Here is a 23,359-nt window from a genome sequence, read left to right on the forward strand (position 1 = left end):
TCCTAGGGATGCGCGTCCCGTGAGTTGTTCGGTGCAAGGGTGCCGGTGTCTGGCTTTCCGGCACCGAGGACTCGGTGCAAGAACACAGTGGCGCGACCGCTCCGGATTTTCACCGAATTACCGCGTCACCCTCGCGTTTGTCATTTCGAACTGTGACATCTGTGCACGCCCGCCGTCAACACGGCGGGTAACTTGCCCAGGCCGGGATGGGCGCGTCGCGCGCCGCGTCTGTCCAGCGGTTTCAGGAAGCGGACTTGGCCGCGACGTCCAGTACGACCTCGAATTCCAGCAGCGAGACACCCGTCGAAACCGGCTTCTGCCGCTCGCCTGCGTGGGCCTCGCGCGCGGGTCCGTCCCGCCACGCCGCGAACGACTCCTCCGAATCCCACTGGGTGACAACGAAGTACCGATTCTCCCCGGCTACCGGCCGGAGCAACTGGAAGCCGAGGAAGCCCGGCGAGCCCTCGACCGCGTGCGCGCGATGGGCGAATCGCTTCTCCAACTCGGGGCCCGCGCCCTCCGGAACCTCGATCGCATTGATCTTCACAACAGCCATGCGCTCGACAATACGTTCGCCGATGAACCCGGCTACCACGGATCTGTCTTACGAGCGACGTTCGCGGCCCGTCTCGCGCCCGCGCGAAGGCGCGGCCATCGACTCAGCCGAGTGGCCGAAGCGCATGCGACGAAGTCGCGAGTCTCGGCCGCGCCCCCAGCGATTGCTTGCAGGTCGCTCGAAAGGGTCGGACGCGAGACACCAGGGGCCGCGAACACGCAGCGCCGTAGGCGCTGCAAACTGTCACAGTGTTGTATGACGAAGGTGGAGCAGGGGTGCCGATCCTGCTGCTGCACGGACTGATGGGCAGTGCCCGCACCTGGCGCGATCACCTCGACTGGCTGCGCAAGTTCGGCCACGTCTACACCTTCGACGCCGCCGGTCACGGTCGTCCCGCGCCCGTGGAATTGACCACCGAGGCCTTCATCGACGACCTCGCCGCGGCCACCGCCGAAATTTCCGAACCCATGGTGGTCATCGGACATTCGATGGGCGGTCTGCACGGCTGGGTTTTCGCCGCGGGATATCCGGAGCGGGTGCGCGCGCTGGTGGTCGAGGATATCGCCCCCGACTTCCGTGGCCGCACGGCCGCGAACTGGGCGGCCATGATCGAGTCCTGGCCGCAGCCGTTTCCGGATGCGGATGCGGTGCTGGACTACTTCGGCCCGGTCGCCGGTCGCTACTTCCTCGACTCCTTCGAGCACGGCCCCGACGGCTACCGACTGCACGGTTCGGTCGCCACCTTCCGCGATATCTCCGAGGAATGGGGAACCCGCGACTTCTGGGCGCAATGGCGCGCGGTCGAAGCGCCCGTTCTCTTGATCGAGGGCGAATTCACCATCACCCCCGAGGGCCAGATGCGGCAGATGGCCGATGTCCACCCGAACGCCGTCTACGTCCGCATCCCGGGCGCTGGCCATCTGGTGCACGACGACCAACCCGAGCGCTACCGCACCGAGGTCGAAGCCTTTCTCCGGAAGGCCCTGAACCTTCCCGCATGAGGCTGTGTTCCGCCCTCGGCCGTCAGGGCGAACGGCCCGTCGGTCTTATTCGACAAGGTCCTCGATGACGTCGCACGAGGCTGTTCCAGCTTCGCCGGCCGACGCGAGCAGTCCGTAGTGGAGTGTCCGATCGGGGCTTGTTCGACAAGGACTCGAAAACCCCGATTGTCTAGCCCTCGCCGGCCAGCGCGAACAGCCCGTCGGAGGTTTGTTCGATGAGGCCGTCGACCAGCAACGAGTCCAAAGCTCGGTCGCGCTGGCCGGGATCGCGAGTCCAGGCCAGATCCAACCGGATTCGCTCGACCGGCCCGCTCGCGTCGCGTAACACGTCGAGCAGCCGACCGCGCGCCTGACGATCGGTGCCCTCGTACTTCTGCGTCTTACGAACCACATCCGAGACCGGCCTGCCCGCCGAAACCCACGCGCATTGCGGCAGCGGGCAACGCGAGCAGTCGGGCGTGCGCGCCGTGCACACCGTCGCGCCGAGTTCCATCAGCGCGGCGGAAAACATTGCGGCATGGTCGATTCGGCGCGGCAGCAGCGCTTCGGTCTCGGGTAGATCGCGCGACGACGGATTACCGGCCTGCGCGCGCCCGTGCACCGCGCGCGCCACCACCCGGCGAACATTGGTGTCCACCACCGGAACTCGCTGTCCGTAGGCGAAACAGGCCACCGCCCGCGCGGTATACGCGCCGATACCCGGCAGACCGAGCAGCACATCCACATCGGTCGGCACCTCGTCGCCGTGTTCGTCGGCGAGCACCTTCGCGCATTCGTGCAGCCGCAACGCCCGCCGCGGATATCCGAGCTTGCCCCAGGCACGCAGCACCTCGGCCTGCGACGAGGCCGCCATGGCGGAGGGGACCGGCCAGCGCGCGACCCACTCCCGCCAGATCGGTTCGACCCGGACCACCGGCGTCTGCTGCAGCATGATCTCGCTCATCAGGATCTGCCAGGCGGTGACGTCCTTGCGTCGCCACGGCAGATCCCGCGCGGTCTCCCGGTACCAGTCCAGCAACGATTCGGCATCCACCCGATTGGTACCCGTCGTGATCTTGGGTTTTCCGCCTGCATGCTGTTGCGCTGCGCCGCCCTCCGACACTGCCCTCACCGTTCCTATTGTCCTGCGGCCGGTCGATATTTGCCGAGCCGTAACGAACCGGACTCGCTGGTAACCATTGCGATGTGCACAATGGTCGGTATGCCGGATTCCAACCCGATCAGTGCCTGGAAATCCCTTCGCGAGGGCAATGCACGCTTCGTGAACGGCAACCTGCTGCATCCTAGTCAGGGCGCGGTCGACCGGGCCAAGCTCGTCAGCGGCCAGCACCCGCACGCAATCCTCTTCGGCTGCGGCGACTCCCGCGTGGCGGCCGAGCTGATTTTCGACCAGGGCCTCGGCGATATGTTCGTCGTGCGCACCGCCGGCCATGTCGTGGACAGCTCGGTGCTCGGCTCGATCGAGTACGGCGTGCAGGTCTTGAATGTGCCGCTGATCGTGGTGCTCGGGCACGACAGCTGCGGCGCGGTGAAGGCCACCATCGACGCGCTGGACGGTGGCGAAGTGCCCGGCGGATTCATCCGCAGTGTGGTCGAGCGGGTCACGCCGTCGATTCTGGTCGGACGCCGGGAAGGGCTGTCCACCGTCGACGAGATGGAGGCCAGGCACGTGGTGGAGACCAGCCGACTGCTCATGCAGCGCTCGATGATCATTTCGCAGCGCGTTGCCACAGGTGAATGCGCGATCGCCTGCGTCACATACAAACTGGCCGAGGGCGAAGTCAAGTTGCAGCGGGTCGTCGGCAATATCGGTGAGCTGGCCTGAACCGGTGAGCTGGCCTGATCCGGCCGAATCGAGACATCCAACGGTGGGAGCGGAATTTACCTGCCGTGCGCGGGTTTTCCGATCCGACACGCCGGGGTCCTGAGTCGCTGTACCGGATCGTGCCCTTACCGTTGACTCCGTGCTGGAACCGAATGGACCGCTGCCTCCGGAGATCTATTGGCGACGCCGCGCGCTCGCCGTAGGTGTCCTGGTCGTGGCGCTCGCACTGGTGATCTGGTTGGTATTGACGGTCACGCGCGGCGGCGATTCGCCCGGTACGACAAAAGCGGCCGCGACCAGTTCCGCGTCAGCGACGAATAAGCCCGCGGGCGCGTCCTCCTCGCCGCCGCCGACCACCGGCGAATCCAGCGCGAAGCCCACCGGCACTACCGCTGCGGCGGCGAGCGCCAGCCAGGTCGCCGCGGGTATCTGCCCGGATCAGTCGCTCGCGGTGAAGGTGACCGTCGAGCAGCCGACCTACAAGACCGGTGAGAATCCGGTATTCGGCGTCGTGATCACCAATATCTCGTCCACGGCCTGTTCGCGCGATGTCGGCTCCGGACTGCAGCAGGTCTCGGTGACCAGCCTCGACGGCCAGCGCCGCCTATGGTCGAGCACCGACTGCTACCCGGACGGCGCCCCCGACGTCCGCACCCTGAACCGCGGCGAGCAGGCGGCATTCATGGTCACCTGGTCGGGCTCGACCTCCCAACCCAACTGTGCGGGCGACCGCGTCCAGGTTCCACCCGGCGCGTACGCCGTTGTCGCCCAACTGGGCTCACTCCGCAGCGCCGCCGAACCCTTCAACATCGCCTGACCGGTTGTCCGAGAGTCATTGTCGGCTCAGAAGTCAGGGGCGGTCTCTGTGGCTGCGGTGCGCTGTTTACGGAGTCCGGCTAGGCGGATGGCCGACTTGACGTCGGTCACCTCGTGGATCTTCATGCCGCTCTTGGTGCGTGCCAAACCGGGTGGCACCAGCGCGGTGGTGAAGCCGAGGCGTTCGGCCTCGGCGAGTCTGCGTTCCAGTCCGGTGACCCGGCGCACCTCGCCCGCCAGCCCGACCTCACCGAGGATGATCCAGCCGACCGGCAGCGCCTGATCGCGCTCGGCACTCGCAATGGCAAGTGCCACAGCGAGATCCGCTGCTGGCTCCAGCAGGCGCATACCGCCGACGGTCGCGGCGTACACGTCGTGCTTGCCGAGGAACACCCGCCCCCGGCTCTGCAGTACGGCGAGCACCATCGCGACCCGGTTGTAGTCCAGCCCGCTCACCGCCCGCCGCGGATTCGGGATCTCGGTGTGCACGGTCAGACCCTGTACCTCCGCGACCAGCGGCCGTTTACCGTCCATCGCGACCGTGACCGCCGTACCCGATACCGAATCGGTGCGGTGGTGCAGAAAAAGCCCGGACGGATCGGTGACGCAGGAGATCCCGTCGTCGTGCAATTCGAAACAGCCGACCTCGTCGGAGCTGCCGAAGCGGTTCTTGATGCCGCGCACCATGCGCAGTGTGGAGTTCTTGTCGCCCTCGAACTGCAGCACCACATCCACCAGATGTTCGAGCGTGCGCGGGCCCGCGACATTGCCGTCCTTTGTGACATGTCCGACCAGCAGCACCGCAATGCCGCTCGCCTTGGCCAGTGACGTGAGCGCCGCCGCGACCGCGCGCACCTGGGTGACGCCGCCGATGGTGCCGTCCACCTCCGGGACGAGCATGGTCTGCACCGAGTCGACCACCAGCAGTGTCGGACGCACCTGTTCGACATGGCCGAGCACGATCGACAGATCCGATTCCGCTGCGAGATATACCCTTTCGTGCACCGCATTGGTCCGGTCGGCGCGCAGCCGAACCTGTCCGGCCGATTCCTCGGCGGTGACATACAGCGACTTCTCGTCGCGCTGACCGGCCCAACGATGGGCGACCTCCAACAGCAGCGTCGACTTGCCGACGCCGGGCTCACCCGAGAGCAGTACGACCGATCCGGGCACGATGCCCCCGCCGAGTACCCGGTCGAGTTCCTCGACCCCGGTCGGCCTGGCCTTGGTGACCTTCGAATCGATATGCGAGATGGGCGCGGCGGCGGTGCTCGGCAGCATGGCCTTGCGCCCGACCGGTGATGCCGCGGTGGCTGCCGATCCGGCTACCTCGTCGACGGTGCCCCATGCGCCGCAGTCCGGGCATTTGCCCACCCACTTGGCGACCTCGTACCGGCATTCGGAGCATCGGAAGATCGACTTGGTCTTGGCCACAGGCGCGCTCCCCCGCCTCTCCGAATCTTTGCCGGTCGTGAGTGCCTCGAAAATCACCACCCGGGGCCCGGCGGTCGGGCATTCGAACAGTGTTGGGCGTGCCCGACGAGTTACCCATGTCCTTACGAGATCAGTTGTTGTGTCGGCAATCCTACTGTGCCGTCGCCCTCAGGAGATCGGATCAGTGTCCGCCCTTGTGCTCGCCCTCGGTCGCGGTGGCCTGGCCCCCGTGCCGTTCGGCGACCGCACCGGCGTCGACCGGGACCTGCACGGTCACGGTGCCGTTCTGCTTGAAGTTGAACGTCACCGGGTAGGTGAGGCCGGGGATGATGTCCTTGGACAGACCGGTGATCTCGATCAGACCCGGCTTCTTCTCCGGATCGACGGCGGTCGTCTTCTCGCCGGCCCCGGGCGTGGCGCTGGTGGTCGGCGCGGCAGTGCTGCTCGGCGCGGCGGAGCTGCTCGGCGCGGCGGAGCTGCTCGGCGTCGCACCGTGCTCGTCGGACTTGGCGGCGGTCGCGGCGGTGGGCGAGGTCGCCGCGACGACGGTCTGCTGCGGGGCGATCTGGAAGGCCGAGGCGCCCGCAGGCGGGGTGATCTTGACCGTGCCGAGGTCGGTGGTGATGCTGGTCAGCTCGTCGGTGACGGTCTCGCCGTTATTGACGACCGACAGCGCGATGATCGCCTTGCCGCCCTTGGTGTTGGTGTAGTCGGTGCCCGTGGCCGGGAAGACGATGTGCACATTGCGCAGCGAGATCCGGTCGATGTCGGCGTGATTGCCGTTGACTGCGGCGACCTGGGTCGCGGTCTGCGAGATCTGGCCTGCACTACAGCCGGACAGCACGAGCGCTGCTCCGGCGGCGAGCACGGCAACCGAAACCATGCGACGACGCGCCCCTGTCGAGGCGGTCACAGCTTTCAGGGCAGTCACGGGTTGTCCCTCCATGTCGACCGGGCTCACTCCGCTAGGGAGAGTAATAACTAGGCAGCGTAGTAGTAGCCTCCGCGGCACGGGCGCCCGGGATGTGTCTGATTGCAGCGCCTGCGGCGCTGCTCTGTTTTTGGCCGCGTGGCCGCGGCGGGTTCGCGGCCCCCTGGTGTCTCGCGTCCGAGCCGTCGAGACTCGCGACTTCGTCGCATCGCTTCGACGACTCGGACGCGAGACGGGCCGCGAACGGTCGCTCGCAGGACTCGCTCCGTGGTGGTTGGTGATGGTGGATCGTTCGGCACCGGATGCGCGCGGCGGGTGGTCGAGGCTCGCGTCTGGGGCGCATCGCTTCGACGGCTCGGATGCGAGATGGGCCGCGAACGGGTCGCTCGTAAGGCAGCTCCGCTCCGTGGTGGTCACTGACGACGGATCGTTCGGCACTGGATGCGCGCGTCGGGTGCGAGGCTCGCGTCTGGGGCGCATCGCTTCGACGGCTCGGATGCGAGACGGGCCGCGAACGGGTCGCTCGTAAGGCAGCTCCGCTCCGTGGTGGTCACTGACGACGGATCGTTCGGCACCGGATGCGCGCGGCGGGTGGTCGAGGCTCGCGTCTGGAGCGTATGCGCTTCGACGGCTCGGATGCGAGACGGGCCGCGAACGGGTCGCTCGTAAGGCAGTTCCGTGGTGGGTTCCCAGGGCTGGATGGTTCGGACACCCCGTTGCTCGGCATCCGTTGGGTAACGGTTTTGCGCGGTGGCGGCGTAATGCCCGACACGCCGCTGGGTTCGCGGACCGTCCGGTGTGCTATTCGCGCCGGTCGATAACCTGTTCTGGCACAACGCAATGCACACCGCACCGGTTCTGTCAACCCCCACGGTTGGCTCGTTGTGGCCCTGACCTGCACAGTTGATCGCGCCGTTACCGAGTCGCATGTTAAACTGTGAACATCGAAAGGGGCACGGGACACATGATTTTTAAGGTCGGAGACACCGTCGTTTACCCCCACCACGGAGCGGCGCTGATCGAAGCTATCGAGACTCGCACCATCAAGGGTGAGCAAAAAGAGTATCTGGTCCTGAAGGTCGCACAAGGTGACCTGACTGTTCGCGTTCCCGCAGAGAACGCCGAATATGTCGGCGTGCGCGACGTCGTCGGCCAGGAGGGTCTCGACCGAGTCTTCCAGGTGCTGCGTGCGCCGCACACCGAAGAACCGACTAACTGGTCTCGCCGCTACAAGGCCAACCTGGAGAAGCTCGCCTCCGGCGATGTGAACAAGGTGGCCGAGGTCGTTCGCGACCTGTGGCGTCGGGAGCAGGACCGCGGTCTGTCTGCGGGTGAGAAGCGGATGTTGGCCAAGGCCCGTCAGATCCTCGTCGGTGAGCTCGCACTCGCCGAAGGGACCGATGACGGCAAGGCCGAGACGCTCCTCGATGAGGTTCTTGCTGCGGCTTCCTGACCGTGAACGTCTCTAACAGCGACGGATCCGTCGTTGCGTTGGTGCCTGCCGCCGGCCGTGGCGTTCGTCTGGGTGAATCGACACCCAAGGCGTTCGTCACGGTCGGCGGCACACCTATGGTCCGGCTGGCCGTCGACGGCCTTATCGCCTCCGGGGCGGTCGACCGGATCATCGTGATGGTCCCCACTGAACTCGTCGAGAGCGCCGTTGCCCTGCTGCCGCCCTCGGAGTCGGTGCGCGTGGTCACCGGTGGCGCCGAGCGCACCGATTCGGTGCGCTGCGGTATCGCCGCCGCCCCCGATGCCGCCCACTTCCTCGTGCACGACGCCGCCCGCGCATTGACCCCGCCCGATCTGATCGCCCGGGTCGTCGCGGAACTGCGGGCCGGCGCCGAAGCGGTCGTGCCCGCATTGCCGGTGGTCGACACCATCAAATCCGTCGACGCGCGCGGCGAGGTCACCGGTACGCCCGGCCGCGCCGGTCTGCGCGCTGTTCAGACTCCGCAGGGTTTCGCCGCCGACTTGCTGCGCGCGGCCTATGCCGATGAGCGCCTGCAGGCCACCGACGACGCGGGTCTGGTCGAACTGCTCGGCACCCGGGTGCGCACCATTCCGGGCGACCCCATGGCTTTCAAGATCACCACCCGGCTCGACCTGCTGCTGGCAAATGCCGTGCTCGACGGTGCCCGGACGGTAGGGCTGTCATGAGTATGCGCGTCGGCATCGGCAGCGATGTCCATCCCATCGAAGCGGGCAGGCCGTGCTGGATGGCGGGTCTGCTCTTCGACGGCGACGACGGCTGCGCCGGACATTCCGACGGCGATGTCGCCGCGCACGCCCTGTGCGATGCGCTGCTTTCCGCCGCCGGACTCGGCGATGTCGGCGCGGTGTTCGGCACCGGACGGCCGGAATGGGCAGGCGTTTCCGGCGCGGCCATGCTCAAAGAAGTGCGAAGGCTCCTTGACGAGGTGGACTTCGAAATCGTCAACGCGGCGGTTCAGGTGATCGGCAATCGGCCGAAGATCGGACCGCGTCGCGCCGAGGCCCAAGAGGTGCTCGGCGAACTACTCGGCGCCCCGGTCTCGGTGTCGGGCACCACAACCGACGGCCTCGGGTTGACCGGTCGCGGCGAGGGCATTGCGGCAGTGGCTACCGCCCTGCTACAAGAATGTCGCTGATCCAGCCTTCGCCGACCTGAGCCGCTCCGTGAACGGCCTTATCTACCAGCTAGGATCGACTTCCGTGACTCTGCGCCTTTTTGACACCGACACGCGGACCATGCGCGATTTCGCGCCACTGGTCCCCGGCCGTGCCTCGGTGTACCTCTGCGGCGCCACCGTGCAGGGGGACCCACATATCGGCCATGTGCGCAGCGGAGTCGCATTCGACGTACTACGGCGCTGGCTGCTCGCCCACGACTACGACGTGTGGTTCATCCGCAATGTCACCGATATCGAGGACAAGATCCTGACCAAGGCCGCCGAAGCGGGTCGGCCCTGGTGGGAGTGGGCGTCCACCTACGAGCGCGCCTTCGACGACGCCTACCGAACCCTCGGCGTACTGCCACCCTCGGTGGAGCCACGCGCGACCGGCCACATCACCCAGATGATCGATCTGATGCAGCGGTTGATCGAGCGCGGGCACGCCTATGCTTCGGAGGGCAACGTCTACTTCGACGTGGTCAGCTATCCGGAATACGGCAGCCTGTCCGGACACCGACTCGATGACGTGCACCAGGGCGAGAGCGCCGGTGCGGGCAAGCGCGATCCGCGCGACTTCACGCTGTGGAAGGCCGCCAAACCCGGCGAGCCGACCTGGCCGTCGCCGTGGGGGCCCGGTCGGCCCGGCTGGCATCTGGAATGCTCCGCGATGGCCGAGTTCTACCTTGGCTCCGAATTCGATATCCATTGCGGCGGAATGGATCTGGTCTTCCCGCACCACGAGAACGAGATCGCCCAGTCCAAGGCGGCCGGTGACGGTTTCGCGCAGTATTGGCTGCACAACGGCTGGGTGACCATGGGCGGCGAGAAGATGTCCAAGTCGCTCGGCAATGTGTTGTCGGTGCCGAATGTGCTGAAAAAGGTTCGGGCCGTTGAACTTCGGTTCTACCTGGGCAGCGCGCACTACCGTTCGATGCTGGAGTACTCGGATAAGGCGCTCTGCGATGCGGCGGCCTCATATCAGCGCATCGAGGCATTCGTGCATCGGGTGGCCGAGCGGGCCGGTGTGATCGCGGTCGGCAAGTGGACCGATGCGTTCGCCGAGGCGCTCGACGACGATCTTGCTATTCCGCGGGCCTTGGCCGAGGTGCACCGTGTTGTGCACGAGGGCAATAAGGCGCTGGAATCGGGTGCGATCGATGCGGCGGTCGAATTGGCCGGGCAGGTCCGGGCCATGCTGAATATCCTCGGCGTCTGCCCGTTCGACCCGCAGTGGTACAGCCCACAGGACAATTCCGTCGCGCTCGATGCCCTGGACGTCTTGGTGCGCGCCGAACTCGACCGCCGCCAGCAGGCGCGCGCCGCGAAGGACTGGGCCAGCGCCGACGCGGCGCGGGACCGGTTGCAGGCCGCCGGAATCGAAGTGACCGATACCGCACAGGGTCCGGAATGGTCGCTGGGTGCGGCACAGCATTCGCCGGGCGCGGTGCAGCGTGGAAAGGCGGACTGATGGCAGGCAATTCGCAGCGTCGAGGCGCGATTCGCAAGGGCGGCAGCAAGAAGGGCGCGGTCGTCGGCTCGGGTGGACAGCGTCGGCGTGGTCTGGAACCGCGCGGTGCGACCCCGCCCGCCGAGGCGCGCACCAAACATCCCGCCGCCAAGCGCGCGGCCGCCAAGGCGAAGGCCGCGGCTCAAGGTAGGCCGGGTCCGCGCGGTGGCGCTCGCCCGGCCGGACGCAAGAGCGACGACGGTCCGGAGATGGTGCTCGGCCGCAATCCGGTCGTCGAATGTCTGCGTGCGGGTGTGCCCGCGACCGCGCTGTACGTCGCGGTGGGCACCGAGAACGACGACCGGCTCACCGAAAGTGTGAAGATTGCCGCAGATGCGGGCATTTCGATCCTCGAGGTGCCGCGCACCGATCTGGATCGGTTGAGTGCCAACGGACTGCATCAGGGTGTTGCGCTGCAGGTGCCGCCGTATCGGTACGCCCATCCGGATGATCTGGTTGCGCGGGTGCAGGATTCGGCCGAACCCGCGCTGCTGGTCGCGCTGGACAATATTTCCGATCCGCGCAATCTCGGTGCCGTGATCCGTTCGGTGGCCGCCTTCGGCGGACAGGGTGTGTTGATTCCGCAGCGGCGCAGCGCGAGCGTTACCGCGGTGGCCTGGCGGACCAGTGCCGGTGCCGCGGCCCGGCTTCCGGTCGCCCGCGCGACGAATCTCACTCGCACACTGAAGGATTGGGCTGCGCAGGGGTTCCAGATCGTCGGACTCGACGCGGGCGGTGACACCATCCTCGATGATTTCGACGGCAGCGTTCCCACCGTGATCGTGGTCGGTTCGGAAGGTAAGGGCCTGTCCCGGCTGGTTCGCGAGACCTGTGATTCGATCCTCGGCATCCCGATGGCGGGTCCGGTGGAATCGTTGAACGCGTCCGTGGCGGCGGGCGTCGTACTCTCCGAGATCGCGCGTCAGCGCCGGGCCTGAGCACCGGGAGTCGGCTAGTTCACCGCCGAATCGGCGACGCGTTCGAACCGCAACGGGCGGACCGCAAATCACCGATCGCCGTCGATCGGGCAAATCGGCCGCCGGGTTGAACCGCAAATCGACTCCGGCCCCGTAGAATTCGACTCGTGGTCATCCCGAACCAGGCTCCCCAGGAGACGATCGAGCATCCGCACGCGACGGCGGTGCTGGCGCTCGGTGCGGCGAGTCTGTTCTGCTGCGGTGTGCTGGGACCGGTGGCCTGGGCGCTCGGCAGACGCGCGCTCGACCAGATCGAGGAGTCCCACGGCGGTTACGGTGGCCGCGCCCAGGTGCTGGTCGGCTATGTCCTCGGCGTTATCGGCACGATCCTCATGGTCTGCACGGCGATCGTTTTCCTGCTCATCCTGGTCGGCGGCCGCGCGTAACCCGAGCGGGTCAATCCAGGCTGGGCCGTTGCTCGTCGACGTTGCTGTCCCAGGTCGGCCATTCCTCGCTGATGCTGCCGGTCCAATTGGGCTGGCGGCGATCCCGGAATGCCGCCATCGCCTCACCGCCGTCGATGCTCTTGCCGACGTGCTCGTTCAGATCGGTCTCCAGCTGACCGACCATGGCCGGGCTCATGCCGAGGCTCTCCCATAGCAGCCGTTTCGACAGGGCCACCGGCAGCGGCGCCGCACCGTTCGCGATGTCATGGGCGATGGCGAGTGCCGTGGGCAGCACCTCACCCGCGGGCAGGCAGCCATTGGCCAGGCCCATGGCCTTGGCCTCGTCGCCGTCGAAGGTGCGACCGGTCAGCATGATGTCGGCGGCATTGGCCATGCCGACCAGCCGCGGCAGCGTCCAGTGCGCGTAGCCGTCGGCGAGCACCCCGCGCCGCACCTGATTGAGTCCGTAGACGGCGTCCTGTGCCATGTACCGCAGATCGCATTGCAGGGCCAGCGCGAGTCCGATGCCGACCGCATGTCCGTTGACCGCCGCGATCACTGGTTTGCGCACCCGCCACGGCGCCGGTTCGATGGTCGCGCTGACATCGCCGACCCGATTGGACAGATCCGCACCCGCGCAGAACGCGGGTCCGGTACCGGTAATGACGACGGCGCGAATCGCATCCTCGACATCGCAACGCTGCAGTGCCGCACTCAATTCGGCGGCCATGGCCGGAGTGACGGCATTCTGCTGTGCGGGTCTGTTGAGCGTGAGGACGGCGATGCCCGCGGAGACATCGACGAGCAGTTCCGAACTCATGCCACTGGATGGTAGTCGTGTTGAATTTGCCTCGCCCGCGGCGCTGGCAACGTGGCTCACGCCCGCAACACGCGGCGGCCGATGGCGTACTTGTGCACCTCGGTCGGGCCGTCGTAAAGCCGGAAGGCGCGCATGTCGCGGAAGATCATTTCGACGACCGTCTCATCGCTGATGCCGATGCCGCCGAGCACCTGTACGCAGCGGTCGGCGACCTTGAACAGTTCCTCGGAGACGTAGGCCTTCGCGATCGAACTCTCGTGCCTGGCCATGTCGCCCTGGTCCATCAGCCAGCAGGCGTGCCAGATGGTGAGGCGGCACTGGTGCAGGGCGATCTCGTTATCGGCCAGCATGAACGAAACGCCCTCGTGGTCGCCGATCGGCTTGCCGAAAGCGGTGCGGGTCCTGGCGTATTCGACGGCGATGGACTGCGCGCGTTCGGCCGCACCGAGCCAGCGCATGCAGTGCGTGAGCCGGGCCGGGGCCAGCCGCAGCTGGGCGTAGCGCAGTGCCTGACCGGTCTCGCCGAGCAGCGCGTCCTCGGGCAGCACCAGATTCTCGAAGCGCACCACGCCGTGACCGCCGACGTAATTGCGGTCCATGGTGTTCATGGTGCGTTCGATAACGATGCCGGGCTGGTCGCCCTCGGTCAGGAACAGCGTCGGGCCCTCGGGCACATGCGGGTTCGGTGCGACGCGCGCCATGATGATCCAGGTCTTCGCGCCGTCCGCGCCGGTGATGAGCCATTTGCGGCCATTGATGGTGAAGTTCTCGCCGTCGAAGACGGCCTCGGTGGCCAGCTGATTCGGGTCCGAACCCGCGCCGTCCGGTTCGGTCATCGCGAAGACGGTGCGGCGGTGTCCGGCGACCGCGGGTGCGAGGTGACGCTCGACCTGTTCCGGGTTGGCGATCTTGGAGAGCAGGAACATGTTGCCCTCGTCGGGCGCGGCGCAGTTCATGGCGACCGGGCCGAGGGTGGACCAGCCCGCTGCCTCGTAGATCACGGCCTGCTCGATATGGGTGAGGCCGCGACCGCCGAGGGCCTCCGGCGCCTGCACGGTCAGCAGTTTTTCCGCGCGGGCCAGCTCGATGAGGTCCTGGCGCAGTTCGTCGGTGGGACCGTGCGACGTGAGTCGCGGATCGCGCTCGAAGGGGATGATCTTGTCGATGACGAACTGGCGGACCCGGTCGCGTTCGGCGGCGAGTTCGGCAGGAATCGTGAAGTCGATCATTGGTCACCATTCGTTCGATGGGGCGCGTGGGTCGAGCATACGAAACCGGGGGCATCCGACTGAAGGCGACTGCCATCAAAAGCCGTCTATGGCTGGCTACAGCCTTGCTGACCTGCATTGATATCCGAAGTCAGCCGAGCCGACCAGGTGTCAGCGCGCTGTCAGCGCGGCGGGGGTAGTCCGTGCGCGCCACACATGGCTGATGGTTATTCCGTGCGTGGCCGCGGCACCGGCTCGGGTCATGTGCGGGAGTCAGCGGGCGCGGGCCGCCTGACGGCGTCGGGGACCGAGAAGACGACAGATCAGATAGATCAGGAACGAGATGGTGGTGACGAAGGTGGAGACCGGAACGCCCGGCGCGAGCGACAACAGGATGCCACCCACCGCCGCCGTTTCCGCGAAAACCACCGCGAGCACCGTGGCGCGCACCGGATTCGCGGTCAGCTGCGCCGCCGCGGCCGCAGGCGTGATGAGCAGGGCGAGCACCAGCAGCGCGCCGACGATCTGTACACCGAAGGCCGCGGTAATGCCGAGCATGACCGCGAACACCACCGAAAGCGCCCGCACCGGAACCCCGCGGGCGAGTGCGACTTCGGGATCCGAACTCGCGAAAAGCAGCGGCCGGTACACCACCGCGAGTACGGCGAGCACCAAAACGGTGCAGGTCAGCAACAGTGCCAACCCGTTGTAGCCGACGCTGACCACCTGACCGGTCAGCAGCGAGAATTTCGATCCGGCGCGTTCGGGACCGAGCCACAGGAACAGCACCGAGAGTCCGAGTCCGAACGACAGCACCACCGCGATCACCGAATCGCGTTCTCTGGCTTTGGTACCGAGCAGACCGAACAGCACCGCCGCCACCACCGAGCCGATGATCGCGCCCAGCCCGACCCCGATTCCGGCGAGCAGCGCGGCAGACGCACCGGTCAGCGAGAGTTCGCTGGTGCCGTGTACCGCGAACGACATCTGCCTGCTGATGATCAGCGGACCGATCACACCGGCAAGCAATCCGAGCAGCGCGGCCGCGAATACCGCCTGCTGCACGAAGGAATACGAGAGCAGGTCCGCGGTGGTGGTGAAGTCGAACATCTTCGAGACGACATCGGAGAGCTTGTCGTTCACGAACGAACCCCGGCCGATTCGGGCAGCTCATCGGAAAGCGTTGCGCAGTGCTGGGCACCGGCCGCACCGAGCGCGTCCATGGTGTCGCCGGTGCCGACGACGACCAGCCGCCCGCGCACCCGCAGCACATCGACCTCGGTCTGGTACAGCTCCGAGAGCACCGCCGAGGTCATCACCTCGTCCGGAGTGCCGATCCGGAACTTCCCGTCGACCAGATACAGCACCCGATCCACCAGCGGCAGAATGGGATTGATCTCGTGCGTCACGAAAAGCACCGCGGTGTCATGGGTTCGCCTGCGTCGATCGATCAGTTCCGAAACCAGCCGCTGATTCGCCAGATCGAGGCTCAGCAGCGGTTCATCGCAGAGCAGCACCTCGGGATCGCCGACCAACGCCTGTGCGACCCGCAGCCGCTGCTGTTCGCCGCCGGACATGGATTCCAGTGGCGCATAAGCGAATTTCTCCGCGCCCACATCGGCGATGGCCGCACGGACCTTGCGCTTGCGCTCGGCGCGCCGCCGCAGTCCGAGGCCCCAGCGGTGCCCGTCGACGCCGAGTCCGACCAGATCGACCCCGCGCAGCTGCACACCGGCATCGATCGTCTTCTGTTGCGGCACATAGCCGATGTCGGGATTGCCTGCCCGTGCGGGCCCTCCCGCGATATCGGCGGTGCCGGAGCTGAGCGCGAGCTGACCGAGCAGCACCTTCAGCAGCGAGGTCTTCCCGGATCCGTTCGGCCCGAGAACGGCGACGAATTCACCAGGCGCGATCTCGAGATCCAACCCTTGCCAAAGCGTGCGTTCGCCGAATGACAAGCTGGCGGAATCGAGTTTTACGGCGGCTGAGCGGGTATCGGGCCGCCGCTCCACCTTGTCGGTGTCTTCGGTGGTCAGCGCGGCTCCCATGGGCCCACTCGTCACCCGGCCACCACCCCTCATCGGATCGCTTCGCGATGCTGTCATAATCTCGATCAGGCCAGCGCCGCGGCCAGGGCCTGGGCGTTCTTGGTCTGCCACTGAATGTAATCCACACCCTCGGGCAGCGTTTCGGTCACCTCGACAATGGGTAAACCGTTCGACTGCGCGAGCGCCCGCAAATCCTTGGTGATCTTGTCCTCGGTCTGGATGTTGTAGATCAGCGCGCGAACCTTCTTACCGGTCAGCAGATCCTGGGTGGCGGCGACGGCGGCGGGCGCCGGATCGGTCTCCTGCTCGATCGCCTCCTGGAATTCGTGCGGGGTCAGATCCTGGGTTCCGGCGGCGACCAGCAGGTAGTGCGCCAGCGGTTCGGTCTGCAGCACCGGGGTCTTCGGGTGCTCGGCCGCGATCTTGGTGGCGACGGCGGTGATCGCGGTCAGCTGGCTCTTGAATGCGGCGGCGCGGTCGGCGTAGGCGGCGGCGTGGGCGGAGTCGATCTCGCCGAGGGTGCTCGCGATCTGGTCGGCGACCGTGCGCACCGTGCCGATGTCGTAGAAGACGTGCTCGTTCTCGTCGCTCTTGTCGGTGCGGGATTCGAATGCGTCGACGGTGCGCTTGTCCTTGCCCTGGATCGCCTTCTCGATGAACTCGTCGTAGCCGCCGCCATTGAACACGACCAGATCCGCATCGCTGATCTCGGCCGATTCCACGGCCGAGGTCTCGTGCGAATGCGGATCGGCGGTGGGGTCGGTGATCAGCGCGGTCACCGCGGCATCCGGGCCCGCGATGGTTGCCGCGATATTGCCCCAGACATTGGTGGACGCGACGACGCTCGGCTTATCCGAATCCTTCGAACTCCCGCATGCGGTGAGCGCCACTGCGGTGGCCACCCCCACGACGATACCGGCGAATCTGATGGCAATCCGTGTGCTCACGCGGGGGGTACTCCTGGCAATGCGGCAGATCTGAGCGTGCTCTAGATCATAATGGAAATCGTTACCATTTGAACTGTAGCAGTAGGCCCGGTTCGGCACGAGTCGATGTTCGCCGCGTCACTTCGACGCCGGATACCGGCCGGGCCCGCGAACCGATCGGTTCGCGGGCCCTGACCAGGGTGGCGGTCGGCTCAAACGAACGCTTCCACCGGCTTACCCAACAGCTGTGCACAACGCAGCAGGCCGAGATGGCTGTATGCCTGTGGATGGTTGCCGAGTGAGCGTTCGGCGACCGGGTCGTACTCCTCGCTGAGCAGACCAGTCGGTCCGGCGACATCGACCAACTGCGCGAACAGCGCCTCGGCATCCGAGCGCTTACCGATCAGCAGATACGCCTCGACCAGCCAGGCCGCGCACAGGTGGAAGCCGCCCTCTCCGCCGGGCAGGCCGTCGTCGTGGTGGTACCGGTACACCGTCGAGCCGCTGCGCAGTTCCGCCTCGGTGGCGACGACCGTCGCCGCGAAACGCGGATCCGACGGGTCGATCAATCCGCTGAGGCCGATGTGCAGGGTGGCCGCGTCCAGATCGGTGCCGTCGTAAGCGGCGGTGTAGGACTGGACGTCGTCGTTCCAGCCCTTGGACTTCACCTCGTCGGCGATGGTGTCGCGCAACGTGATCCACAGCGGATCGATCTGGCGCTGGAACCGCTGCGCGAGGGTGATCGCCCGGTCCACGGTCAGCCAGCCCATCACCTTCGAGTACACGTGGTGGCGCGGGTTGCCGCGGATCTCCCAGATGCCGTGGTCCGGTTCCTGCCAGCGCCGCTGCACCGCGGAGACCATGGCGTGCACCAGTTCCCAGTCGGCGTCCGGCAGCGTCTTGCCCGGGTCGGTCGATCCCTTCGCCTCGCGACCGTGGGCCAGCGATGCGATGAGATCGACGATCGGACCGAAAACATCCAGCTGCACTTGCATATTCGCGGCGTTGCCTACGCGGACCGGACGCGAACCCGCATAGCCGGGCAGCTGATCGATCGATGCCTCGGGCGGCAGGGTTTCGCCGTAGAGCGTGTACAGCGGGTGCAGGCGCTCGGGACCGGGCAGCGTCTCCAGGACCCGGTGCACCCAGCCCAGGAACTCCTCGGCCTCGGTCAGCGAGCCGAGCGAAACCAGCGCCTGTGCGGTCAGCGAGGCATCGCGCAGCCAGCAGTAGCGGTAGTCCCAGTTACGTACGCCGCCAATGTCTTCCGGCAGCGAAGTAGTGGCGGCGGCCAGGATCGAACCCGACGGCGCGTGCACGAGGCCGCGCAGCGTGAGGGCCGAACGCTTCATCAGATCCGGCTTCAGCGGCGGCAGTTGCAATTTGGCCGCCCACTTGGACCAGTAGTCCTCGGCATCCCTGCGCCGCTCCAATTCGCTGACCATGGCGGGCGCGAGATCCTGCGTGCCGCAGCGCATTTCCAGCACGATCGGGCCGCGGGACGGATCGATGACGGCGCGCGCGGAGCTGTGCATGCCATCGGAGTGGATCTGCCAGTGCACACCGGGGGAGCGCAGCACCATCGGGTCATTGGTGCCGACTACGCGCAGTCCGTTCGATTCGATTTCGATGCTGACCGGTACCTGACCGAATTCCGGTCGGGGCGCGAAGGTTACGACCGCCTTCGCGTCGCCGGTGATCACCCGGGTCAGGTCGGTGCGGGTGGGGGCCACATCGTGGGGCAGGTAGTCCACCACTTGCAGTTTGGCCCAGCGGGTTTCGACGGTCATGGTGCCGTCGATGTAGCGCTGCGACAGCGGCAGGCCGGGACGTTCCGGCTCGATGGTGAAGTGTCCGGCCTGCGGTCCGCCGAGCAGGTGGGCGAAGACCGCGGCCGAATCGGGCTCGGGGTGGCAGAACCAGGTGACGGTCGCGTCGGGTGTGAGCAGCGCCACCGAGCGCGGACTGGCCAGCATGCTCAGCCGCTCGATGCGCGGCGCGCTCGCCCCAGCCAACCAGGTGCGCCGTTCCTCGAGCAGGAAGGCCAGCGCCCAGGACACCGCCTCGGTGGAATCCACGCGGTATTTGGCCAGGCTCTCGCCGTCGCCGACCTTGATGCCGACATCCGGGCCGGACAGCATGCGGAAGGCCTTCTCGTCGGTGACATCGTCGCCGAAGAACACCGCCGCCGACGCGCCCTCCTGATGCCGGACGGTATCGAGCGCGACGCCCTTATCCGTCTGGATCACCGCGAGCTCGATAACCGATTTACCCTCGGTCACCTGCACGCCGACCCAGCAGGCCGCACCCTGGCGCACCGCCTTGAGTGCGCGCAGCCCGATTTCCGGACTCGCATTGCGCACATGCAGTGCGACGCTGGCCGGTTTGATCTCGACGCTGGCGCCGGGATTTTCCGCGGCTATCTGCGTCAGACTGTTCTGGACTTCGACCAGCAGTTGTTTGGCGTCATTGTCGATGGCGTGCACGAAACCCACATCGAATTCCGAACCATGACTACCGATAAGTTGCACCTCGACCGGAAGTCGCGACAATGCCGCGAGATCTCGCAGTGCACGGCCGGAGATCACGGCGGCGGTCGTTCCGGTGAGACCGGCAAGCGCGCGTAGCGCGCTTACCGATTCCCGATGTGGAAAAGCTTTCGCCGGGTCGGACACGATGGGTGCGATCGTCCCGTCGTAGTCCGATGCGACCAAAAGCCGTGGCACGCGCGCGACCGTCGACAGTGCACGGCGAAGTTCCAGTGGCAGATCCTGTGCGCTCACGCATCCAACCTAGTGATCGGAGGAGTTTTTTCAGGGGCACGCGTGACAATACTGTGTTGAATTTGCCGCACCGAAGTGCGCTGCGTGGCGTGCGCGGTGTTGGATTTGCAGCGCCTGCGGCACTGTGTGTTCGCGGCCCTCTGGTGGCTTGCGGCTGAGCAGCCGAGACTCGCGACTTCGTCGCATGCGCTTCGACTGCTCAGCCGCAAGCCGGGCCGCGAACGTCGCTCGTAATCTCGCTCCGTGGTGGCTCGGTGAGCAGGGATGTGACCGAAATTACGGCGTACGGGGGCCTTCCGTCGCCAAATCTGCGCGGTATGTGCTGGTTGTCGGCCGGCTGGATGGCCGCCTGCTGATCTTGTCGAGCGGCCCGCGCGCAATCGCTAGCGGCCGCCGTTGTCGCCGAGCAGCAAATCCACGGTGAGTTCCAGTCGCTCGGTCACATCGGTGGCCGAGGCGCGTCTGGTCAGCCAGGCGACCAGATTCGATAGCCAGACATCGCTGATGACCCGCGCGATCGCCAACTGGCGTTCGGTGGGCTCGCCGTCATTCATGGCCCTGGCGAATACCCGGTCCATCACCTTGCCGACCCGGTCGACCTCCGCGGCGGCCGAGGCGTCGGCGAACATGAACGCGCGCGTCATCGCCTCGGTGAGCAAAGGGTCGCGCTGCATCATTCGGGTGATCTGGGTCAGCAGCAGGTGCATGCGCTCGTTCGGAGTCTGGCCGGCAAGTGGTTTGCGTTTGCCCTCGATCTGCTCGAATTCCCGCGACAGCGCGGAAACGAGCAGATGCACTTTGGACGGGAAATATCGGTACAGCGTGCCGACCGCCACGTCGGCGCGTTCGGCCACTGCGCGCATCTGCACCGCGTCGTAACCACCCTTGGAGGCCAGTGCGAGCGTCGCGTCCAGAATTCGCTTACGCCGTTCCCGCTGCGCGGCCGAGCTGAGCTCGGCCTCGCTCAGCGTGGTGACCGTCGCGGTGGCCGATGCTTGCCCGGCCGCATTCGAATCGGCTGGCTGCGATCGGGAGGGGCTGGCCATTGATGAAAGTCCTTTCCTGCATTCCGGCAACGGGCATCGGTCGTCTCTTGACTTCCGCCCAGCTAGGATATTAGAACATGTTCTAGGTGTGGGAGTCACGCCGGAAAGGCGGTACGGACTGTGACCATCGCCACCACTGACGAGCATAAAGCCGTTCAGGAGTCGATGCGCGGATGGGCCGGATCGGTCCGTCCTATTGCAACAATGCGGGACGAGCCGACGGACTTCTGGCGCGCATATTGGCCGGGGTTGGCGGACTTCGGAATTTTCCGGGTCGCCATTGCCGAAGCGGCAGGCGGCCACGGTGGATCGGTCGCCGACCTGGCGGTATTGGTCGAGCAGGCGGCGCACGATCTGGTCGGCGGGCCGGTGCTGTCCACCGCATTGGCGAACCTGGTCACCGCGGGCGCGCTCGCCGAGGATATGCCGTGCGGTGTTGCGCTCGACTTCGTTGTCGGGCGGGACGTGGTCAGCATACCGGTCGCATCCGATGAGTTGTTGCTCACAGGTGTCTGGGAATCGGTGCTCGGCGCTGCATCGGGTACTTCGGTGCTGGTGCCGGTGCGGACGCCGGATGGGTTGCGCTGGTGCGTGATCGGGCCCGATGCCGAAGGTTTGCGCATCGAGGCGCTGGCACCCGCTGACCCGAGTACGCCACTGGCGCGTGTGCACTGCGCCGAGGTACGAGTGCCCGCGAACCGAGTGTTCGAGTCGCCGCATGCGGTGGAAGATCTGCTCGCGGTGCTGGTTTCGGCCGAGCTCGCCGGTGTGGCGGGCTGGTGCCTGGAGACCGCCGTCGAATACGCCAAGGTGCGTGAGCAATTCGGGCGCAAGATCGGCTCTTTTCAAGCGCTCAAACACATTTGCGCGTGCATGCTCTGCCGGGCGGAGCTGATCCGTTCCGTCGCGGCCGATGCCGCGGCCGCGGTCGACGAGGGCGGTGCGGAACTGCCCATCGCGGCCGCCATCGCCGCCGCGATATCGCTGGACGCCGCGGTCGAGACGGCCAAGGACTGCATTCAGGTGCTCGGTGGCATCGGTTTCACCTGGGAGCACGACGCGCACTTCTACCTGCGCCGGGCCACCGCGCTGCGGCAGCTGCTCGGCGGTTCGGCGCGCTGGCGGGCCAGGGTCACCGAGCTGACCCGGGCTGGGCAGCGACGGACCACCGGTGCGGACCGGGTCTTCGCCTCCGCGGCGCGAGCGATGGCGCCGCAGGAGGTAGCGGAGCGTAACCACGGAGGGGTCCGGGAGCGCCGCGAATCCGACACAGCGGCGGGAGCGATGGCCCTGGAGGAGGTAGCGGAGCGTAACCACGGAGGGGTCCGGGAGCGCCGCGAATCCAACACCTCCGAGGTCGATGACAGCAATGCGAACGAGCTGGCCGCCGAGGTGGCCGCGATCGCCGCGCTGCCTGCCGATCAACGGCGCAATGCGCTGGTCGACGCCGGGCTCGCCATGCCACACTGGCCCGCACCGTACGGGCGCGGCGCGAATCCCATGACGGGCCTGGTGATTTCGGAGGAGTTGCGGCGCGCGGGCCTGGAATCGCCGGATCTGACGATCGGCGGCTGGGCCATTCCGACCTTGCTGCAGCACGGCACCCAGGAGCAGATCGACCGCTTCGCGTGGCCGACGCTGCGCGGCGAGGTGGTCTGGTGTCAGCTGTTCAGTGAGCCGGAGGCCGGTTCGGATCTGGCCGCGCTGCGCACCACCGCCAAGAAGGTCGACGGCGGCTGGGTGCTGCGCGGACAGAAGGTGTGGACGTCGCTGGGTGATCGGGCGAACTGGGCGATCTGCCTGGCCCGCACCGATCCGGCCGCACCGAAGCACCGCGGTATCAGCTACTTCCTCGTCGATATGCGCAGCGCTGGACTCGAGGTGCGTCCGCTGGTGCAGATCACCGGAGAGGCGCGGTTCAGCGAGGTCTTCCTCGACGATGTGTTCGTGCCCGACGACGGTCTGGTCGGCGCGCTGAACAACGGCTGGAAGATCGCTCGCTCGACCCTGTCGACCGAACGAGTCGCCATGGGCGGCAACGGGATCGGGCCGGTGCTGGAGGAGCTCATCGCCAAACTGCCGGCCACCGGGCCGGGGGCGGAGCTATTGAACGATCGGCTCGGCGGCTTTGTCGCCGATGCGATCGCTGGACTGTTGCTGGAACAGCGTGCCGCGGTTCGGATGCTGGCGGGCGGTGATCCGGGAGCGCAGAGCAGCGTGCGCAAGCTCGTCGGTGTCCGGCACCGCCAGGCAGTGGCCGAATTTGCGGTGGAAACGGCAGGTCCAACCGGTGCGCAGGACTCAGAGGTGGTAAAAGAGTTCCTGCTCACACGCTGTTTGTCGATTGCTGGTGGAACCGAGCAGATTCTGTTGACCGTGGCCGGTGAGCGAATCCTCGGACTGCCTCGCGACACCGACAGCTAGTCGACCAACCAACTGGG

21 protein-coding genes and 1 riboswitch are annotated in these 23,359 nt (G+C 66.7%); of the genes, 10 read left to right on the plus strand and 11 right to left on the minus strand.

Going from position 1 to position 23,359, the window contains the following annotated elements; translation table 11 throughout:
• Nucleotides 1-23: 23 nt before the first annotated feature.
• A riboswitch (cobalamin riboswitch) is annotated at nucleotides 24-176 on the minus strand.
• 65 nt (nucleotides 177-241) lie between these two features.
• The gene (gene mhuD, locus ACQPXH_RS03260) at nucleotides 242-556 is read right to left on the minus strand and encodes a mycobilin-forming heme oxygenase MhuD (RefSeq protein ID WP_433600837.1); all 315 of its coding nucleotides are present in this window, start codon (nucleotides 554-556) and stop codon (nucleotides 242-244) included.
• Nucleotides 557-804: 248 nt separating this feature from the next.
• Between mhuD and ACQPXH_RS03265 the strand changes: the two genes are divergently transcribed.
• The gene (locus tag ACQPXH_RS03265; RefSeq protein ID WP_433600838.1) at nucleotides 805-1,557 is read left to right on the plus strand and encodes an alpha/beta fold hydrolase; all 753 of its coding nucleotides are present in this window, start codon (nucleotides 805-807) and stop codon (nucleotides 1,555-1,557) included.
• Nucleotides 1,558-1,726: 169 nt separating this feature from the next.
• Here ACQPXH_RS03265 and ACQPXH_RS03270 read toward each other — a convergent pair whose 3' ends face one another.
• Complete coding sequence (locus ACQPXH_RS03270) at nucleotides 1,727-2,611, minus strand: A/G-specific adenine glycosylase (RefSeq protein WP_433603284.1); 885 nt, start codon at nucleotides 2,609-2,611, stop codon at nucleotides 1,727-1,729.
• A 147-nt stretch (nucleotides 2,612-2,758) separates the two neighbouring features.
• On the opposite strand from ACQPXH_RS03270, the gene ACQPXH_RS03275 reads away from it, so the two are divergent.
• Both ACQPXH_RS03275 and ACQPXH_RS03280 read left to right on the plus strand, forming a co-directional pair.
• Nucleotides 2,759-3,382: a carbonic anhydrase gene (locus ACQPXH_RS03275; RefSeq protein ID WP_433600839.1), complete on the plus strand. Its 624-nt coding sequence runs from the start codon at nucleotides 2,759-2,761 to the stop codon at nucleotides 3,380-3,382.
• A gap of 139 nt (nucleotides 3,383-3,521) precedes the next feature.
• Nucleotides 3,522-4,199, plus strand: coding sequence for a hypothetical protein (locus ACQPXH_RS03280; protein ID WP_433600840.1), 678 nt, complete (start codon nucleotides 3,522-3,524; stop codon nucleotides 4,197-4,199).
• 26 nt (nucleotides 4,200-4,225) lie between these two features.
• On the opposite strand, the gene radA is transcribed toward ACQPXH_RS03280, so the two are convergent.
• A complete protein-coding gene (gene radA / locus ACQPXH_RS03285; protein ID WP_433600841.1) occupies nucleotides 4,226-5,632 on the minus strand; it encodes a DNA repair protein RadA in 1,407 nt (468 codons plus the stop codon).
• A 181-nt stretch (nucleotides 5,633-5,813) separates the two neighbouring features.
• On the minus strand, nucleotides 5,814-6,563 hold the full coding sequence (locus ACQPXH_RS03290) for a hypothetical protein (RefSeq protein WP_433600842.1): 750 nt from the start codon (nucleotides 6,561-6,563) through the stop codon (nucleotides 5,814-5,816).
• Between the two features lie 964 nt (nucleotides 6,564-7,527).
• Here ACQPXH_RS03290 and carD point away from each other — a divergent pair.
• The 6 genes from carD (at nucleotide 7,528) to ACQPXH_RS03320 (ending at nucleotide 12,087) form a co-directional block, all read left to right on the plus strand.
• Nucleotides 7,528-8,016 carry an RNA polymerase-binding transcription factor CarD gene (carD, locus tag ACQPXH_RS03295; RefSeq protein WP_011206964.1) on the plus strand — a complete coding sequence of 163 codons (489 nt, stop codon included), beginning with the start codon at nucleotides 7,528-7,530 and terminating at the stop codon, nucleotides 8,014-8,016.
• Between the two features lie 2 nt (nucleotides 8,017-8,018).
• Nucleotides 8,019-8,723 (plus strand): 2-C-methyl-D-erythritol 4-phosphate cytidylyltransferase, encoded by a 705-nt coding sequence (gene ispD, locus ACQPXH_RS03300; protein ID WP_433600843.1) that lies wholly within the window; start codon nucleotides 8,019-8,021, stop codon nucleotides 8,721-8,723.
• 2 nt (nucleotides 8,724-8,725) lie between these two features.
• Nucleotides 8,726-9,193, plus strand: coding sequence for a 2-C-methyl-D-erythritol 2,4-cyclodiphosphate synthase (gene ispF / locus ACQPXH_RS03305; protein ID WP_433603285.1), 468 nt, complete (start codon nucleotides 8,726-8,728; stop codon nucleotides 9,191-9,193).
• Nucleotides 9,194-9,257: 64 nt separating this feature from the next.
• Entirely contained in the window at nucleotides 9,258-10,685 is a 1,428-nt protein-coding gene (gene cysS, locus ACQPXH_RS03310; protein WP_433600844.1) for a cysteine--tRNA ligase, read from the plus strand.
• Nucleotides 10,685-11,662, plus strand: coding sequence for a 23S rRNA (guanosine(2251)-2'-O)-methyltransferase RlmB (gene rlmB / locus ACQPXH_RS03315; protein WP_433600845.1), 978 nt, complete (start codon nucleotides 10,685-10,687; stop codon nucleotides 11,660-11,662). Before cysS ends, rlmB begins: the two co-directional genes overlap by 1 nt.
• 146 nt (nucleotides 11,663-11,808) lie before the next feature.
• Nucleotides 11,809-12,087, plus strand: a complete 279-nt coding sequence (locus tag ACQPXH_RS03320; protein WP_433600846.1) for a DUF4190 domain-containing protein — start codon at nucleotides 11,809-11,811, stop codon at nucleotides 12,085-12,087.
• A gap of 10 nt (nucleotides 12,088-12,097) precedes the next feature.
• On the opposite strand, the gene ACQPXH_RS03325 is transcribed toward ACQPXH_RS03320, so the two are convergent.
• The 7 genes from ACQPXH_RS03325 to kstR all read right to left on the minus strand — a co-directional run bounded on the left by ACQPXH_RS03325 (nucleotide 12,098) and on the right by kstR (nucleotide 20,918).
• The gene (locus tag ACQPXH_RS03325) at nucleotides 12,098-12,907 is read right to left on the minus strand and encodes an enoyl-CoA hydratase/isomerase family protein (RefSeq protein ID WP_433600847.1); all 810 of its coding nucleotides are present in this window, start codon (nucleotides 12,905-12,907) and stop codon (nucleotides 12,098-12,100) included.
• 56 nt (nucleotides 12,908-12,963) lie between these two features.
• Nucleotides 12,964-14,136 carry an acyl-CoA dehydrogenase family protein gene (locus tag ACQPXH_RS03330; RefSeq protein ID WP_433600848.1) on the minus strand — a complete coding sequence of 391 codons (1,173 nt, stop codon included), beginning with the start codon at nucleotides 14,134-14,136 and terminating at the stop codon, nucleotides 12,964-12,966.
• 252 nt (nucleotides 14,137-14,388) lie between these two features.
• Nucleotides 14,389-15,225: a metal ABC transporter permease gene (locus tag ACQPXH_RS03335; protein ID WP_433603286.1), complete on the minus strand. Its 837-nt coding sequence runs from the start codon at nucleotides 15,223-15,225 to the stop codon at nucleotides 14,389-14,391.
• A gap of 29 nt (nucleotides 15,226-15,254) precedes the next feature.
• Nucleotides 15,255-16,163 (minus strand): metal ABC transporter ATP-binding protein, encoded by a 909-nt coding sequence (locus ACQPXH_RS03340; protein WP_433600849.1) that lies wholly within the window; start codon nucleotides 16,161-16,163, stop codon nucleotides 15,255-15,257.
• Nucleotides 16,164-16,228: 65 nt separating this feature from the next.
• Nucleotides 16,229-17,110 carry a metal ABC transporter solute-binding protein, Zn/Mn family gene (locus ACQPXH_RS03345; RefSeq protein WP_433600850.1) on the minus strand — a complete coding sequence of 294 codons (882 nt, stop codon included), beginning with the start codon at nucleotides 17,108-17,110 and terminating at the stop codon, nucleotides 16,229-16,231.
• 191 nt (nucleotides 17,111-17,301) lie between these two features.
• Nucleotides 17,302-19,872, minus strand: coding sequence for a trehalose-phosphatase (otsB, locus tag ACQPXH_RS03350; protein WP_433600851.1), 2,571 nt, complete (start codon nucleotides 19,870-19,872; stop codon nucleotides 17,302-17,304).
• Nucleotides 19,873-20,255: 383 nt separating this feature from the next.
• On the minus strand, nucleotides 20,256-20,918 hold the full coding sequence (gene kstR / locus ACQPXH_RS03355) for a cholesterol catabolism transcriptional regulator KstR (RefSeq protein ID WP_433600852.1): 663 nt from the start codon (nucleotides 20,916-20,918) through the stop codon (nucleotides 20,256-20,258).
• Nucleotides 20,919-21,083: 165 nt separating this feature from the next.
• Between kstR and ACQPXH_RS03360 the strand changes: the two genes are divergently transcribed.
• Entirely contained in the window at nucleotides 21,084-23,342 is a 2,259-nt protein-coding gene (locus ACQPXH_RS03360; RefSeq protein ID WP_433603287.1) for an acyl-CoA dehydrogenase family protein, read from the plus strand.
• Nucleotides 23,343-23,359 lie beyond the last annotated feature (17 nt).

Origin of the sequence: Nocardia sp. CA-135953 (assembly GCF_050955735.1) — a bacterium.
Lineage (GTDB): Bacteria > Actinomycetota > Actinomycetes > Mycobacteriales > Mycobacteriaceae > Nocardia.

Excerpts from the sequence above, each read along its gene's own strand:
- mhuD (WP_433600837.1), bottom strand. The coding sequence starts at position 556 with ATGGCTGTTGTGAAGATCAATGCGATCGAGGTTCCGGAGGGCGCGGGC.
- ACQPXH_RS03275 (WP_433600839.1), top strand. The coding sequence starts at position 2,759 with ATGCCGGATTCCAACCCGATCAGTGCCTGGAAATCCCTTCGCGAGGGC.
- carD (WP_011206964.1), top strand. The coding sequence starts at position 7,528 with ATGATTTTTAAGGTCGGAGACACCGTCGTTTACCCCCACCACGGAGCG.
- ispF (WP_433603285.1), top strand. The coding sequence starts at position 8,726 with ATGCGCGTCGGCATCGGCAGCGATGTCCATCCCATCGAAGCGGGCAGG.
- rlmB (WP_433600845.1), top strand. The coding sequence starts at position 10,685 with ATGGCAGGCAATTCGCAGCGTCGAGGCGCGATTCGCAAGGGCGGCAGC.
- ACQPXH_RS03325 (WP_433600847.1), bottom strand. The coding sequence starts at position 12,907 with ATGAGTTCGGAACTGCTCGTCGATGTCTCCGCGGGCATCGCCGTCCTC.
- ACQPXH_RS03330 (WP_433600848.1), bottom strand. The coding sequence starts at position 14,136 with ATGATCGACTTCACGATTCCTGCCGAACTCGCCGCCGAACGCGACCGG.
- ACQPXH_RS03335 (WP_433603286.1), bottom strand. The coding sequence starts at position 15,225 with ATGTTCGACTTCACCACCACCGCGGACCTGCTCTCGTATTCCTTCGTG.
- ACQPXH_RS03340 (WP_433600849.1), bottom strand. The coding sequence starts at position 16,163 with ATGGGAGCCGCGCTGACCACCGAAGACACCGACAAGGTGGAGCGGCGG.
- kstR (WP_433600852.1), bottom strand. The coding sequence starts at position 20,918 with ATGGCCAGCCCCTCCCGATCGCAGCCAGCCGATTCGAATGCGGCCGGG.
- ACQPXH_RS03360 (WP_433603287.1), top strand. The coding sequence starts at position 21,084 with ATGCGCGGATGGGCCGGATCGGTCCGTCCTATTGCAACAATGCGGGAC.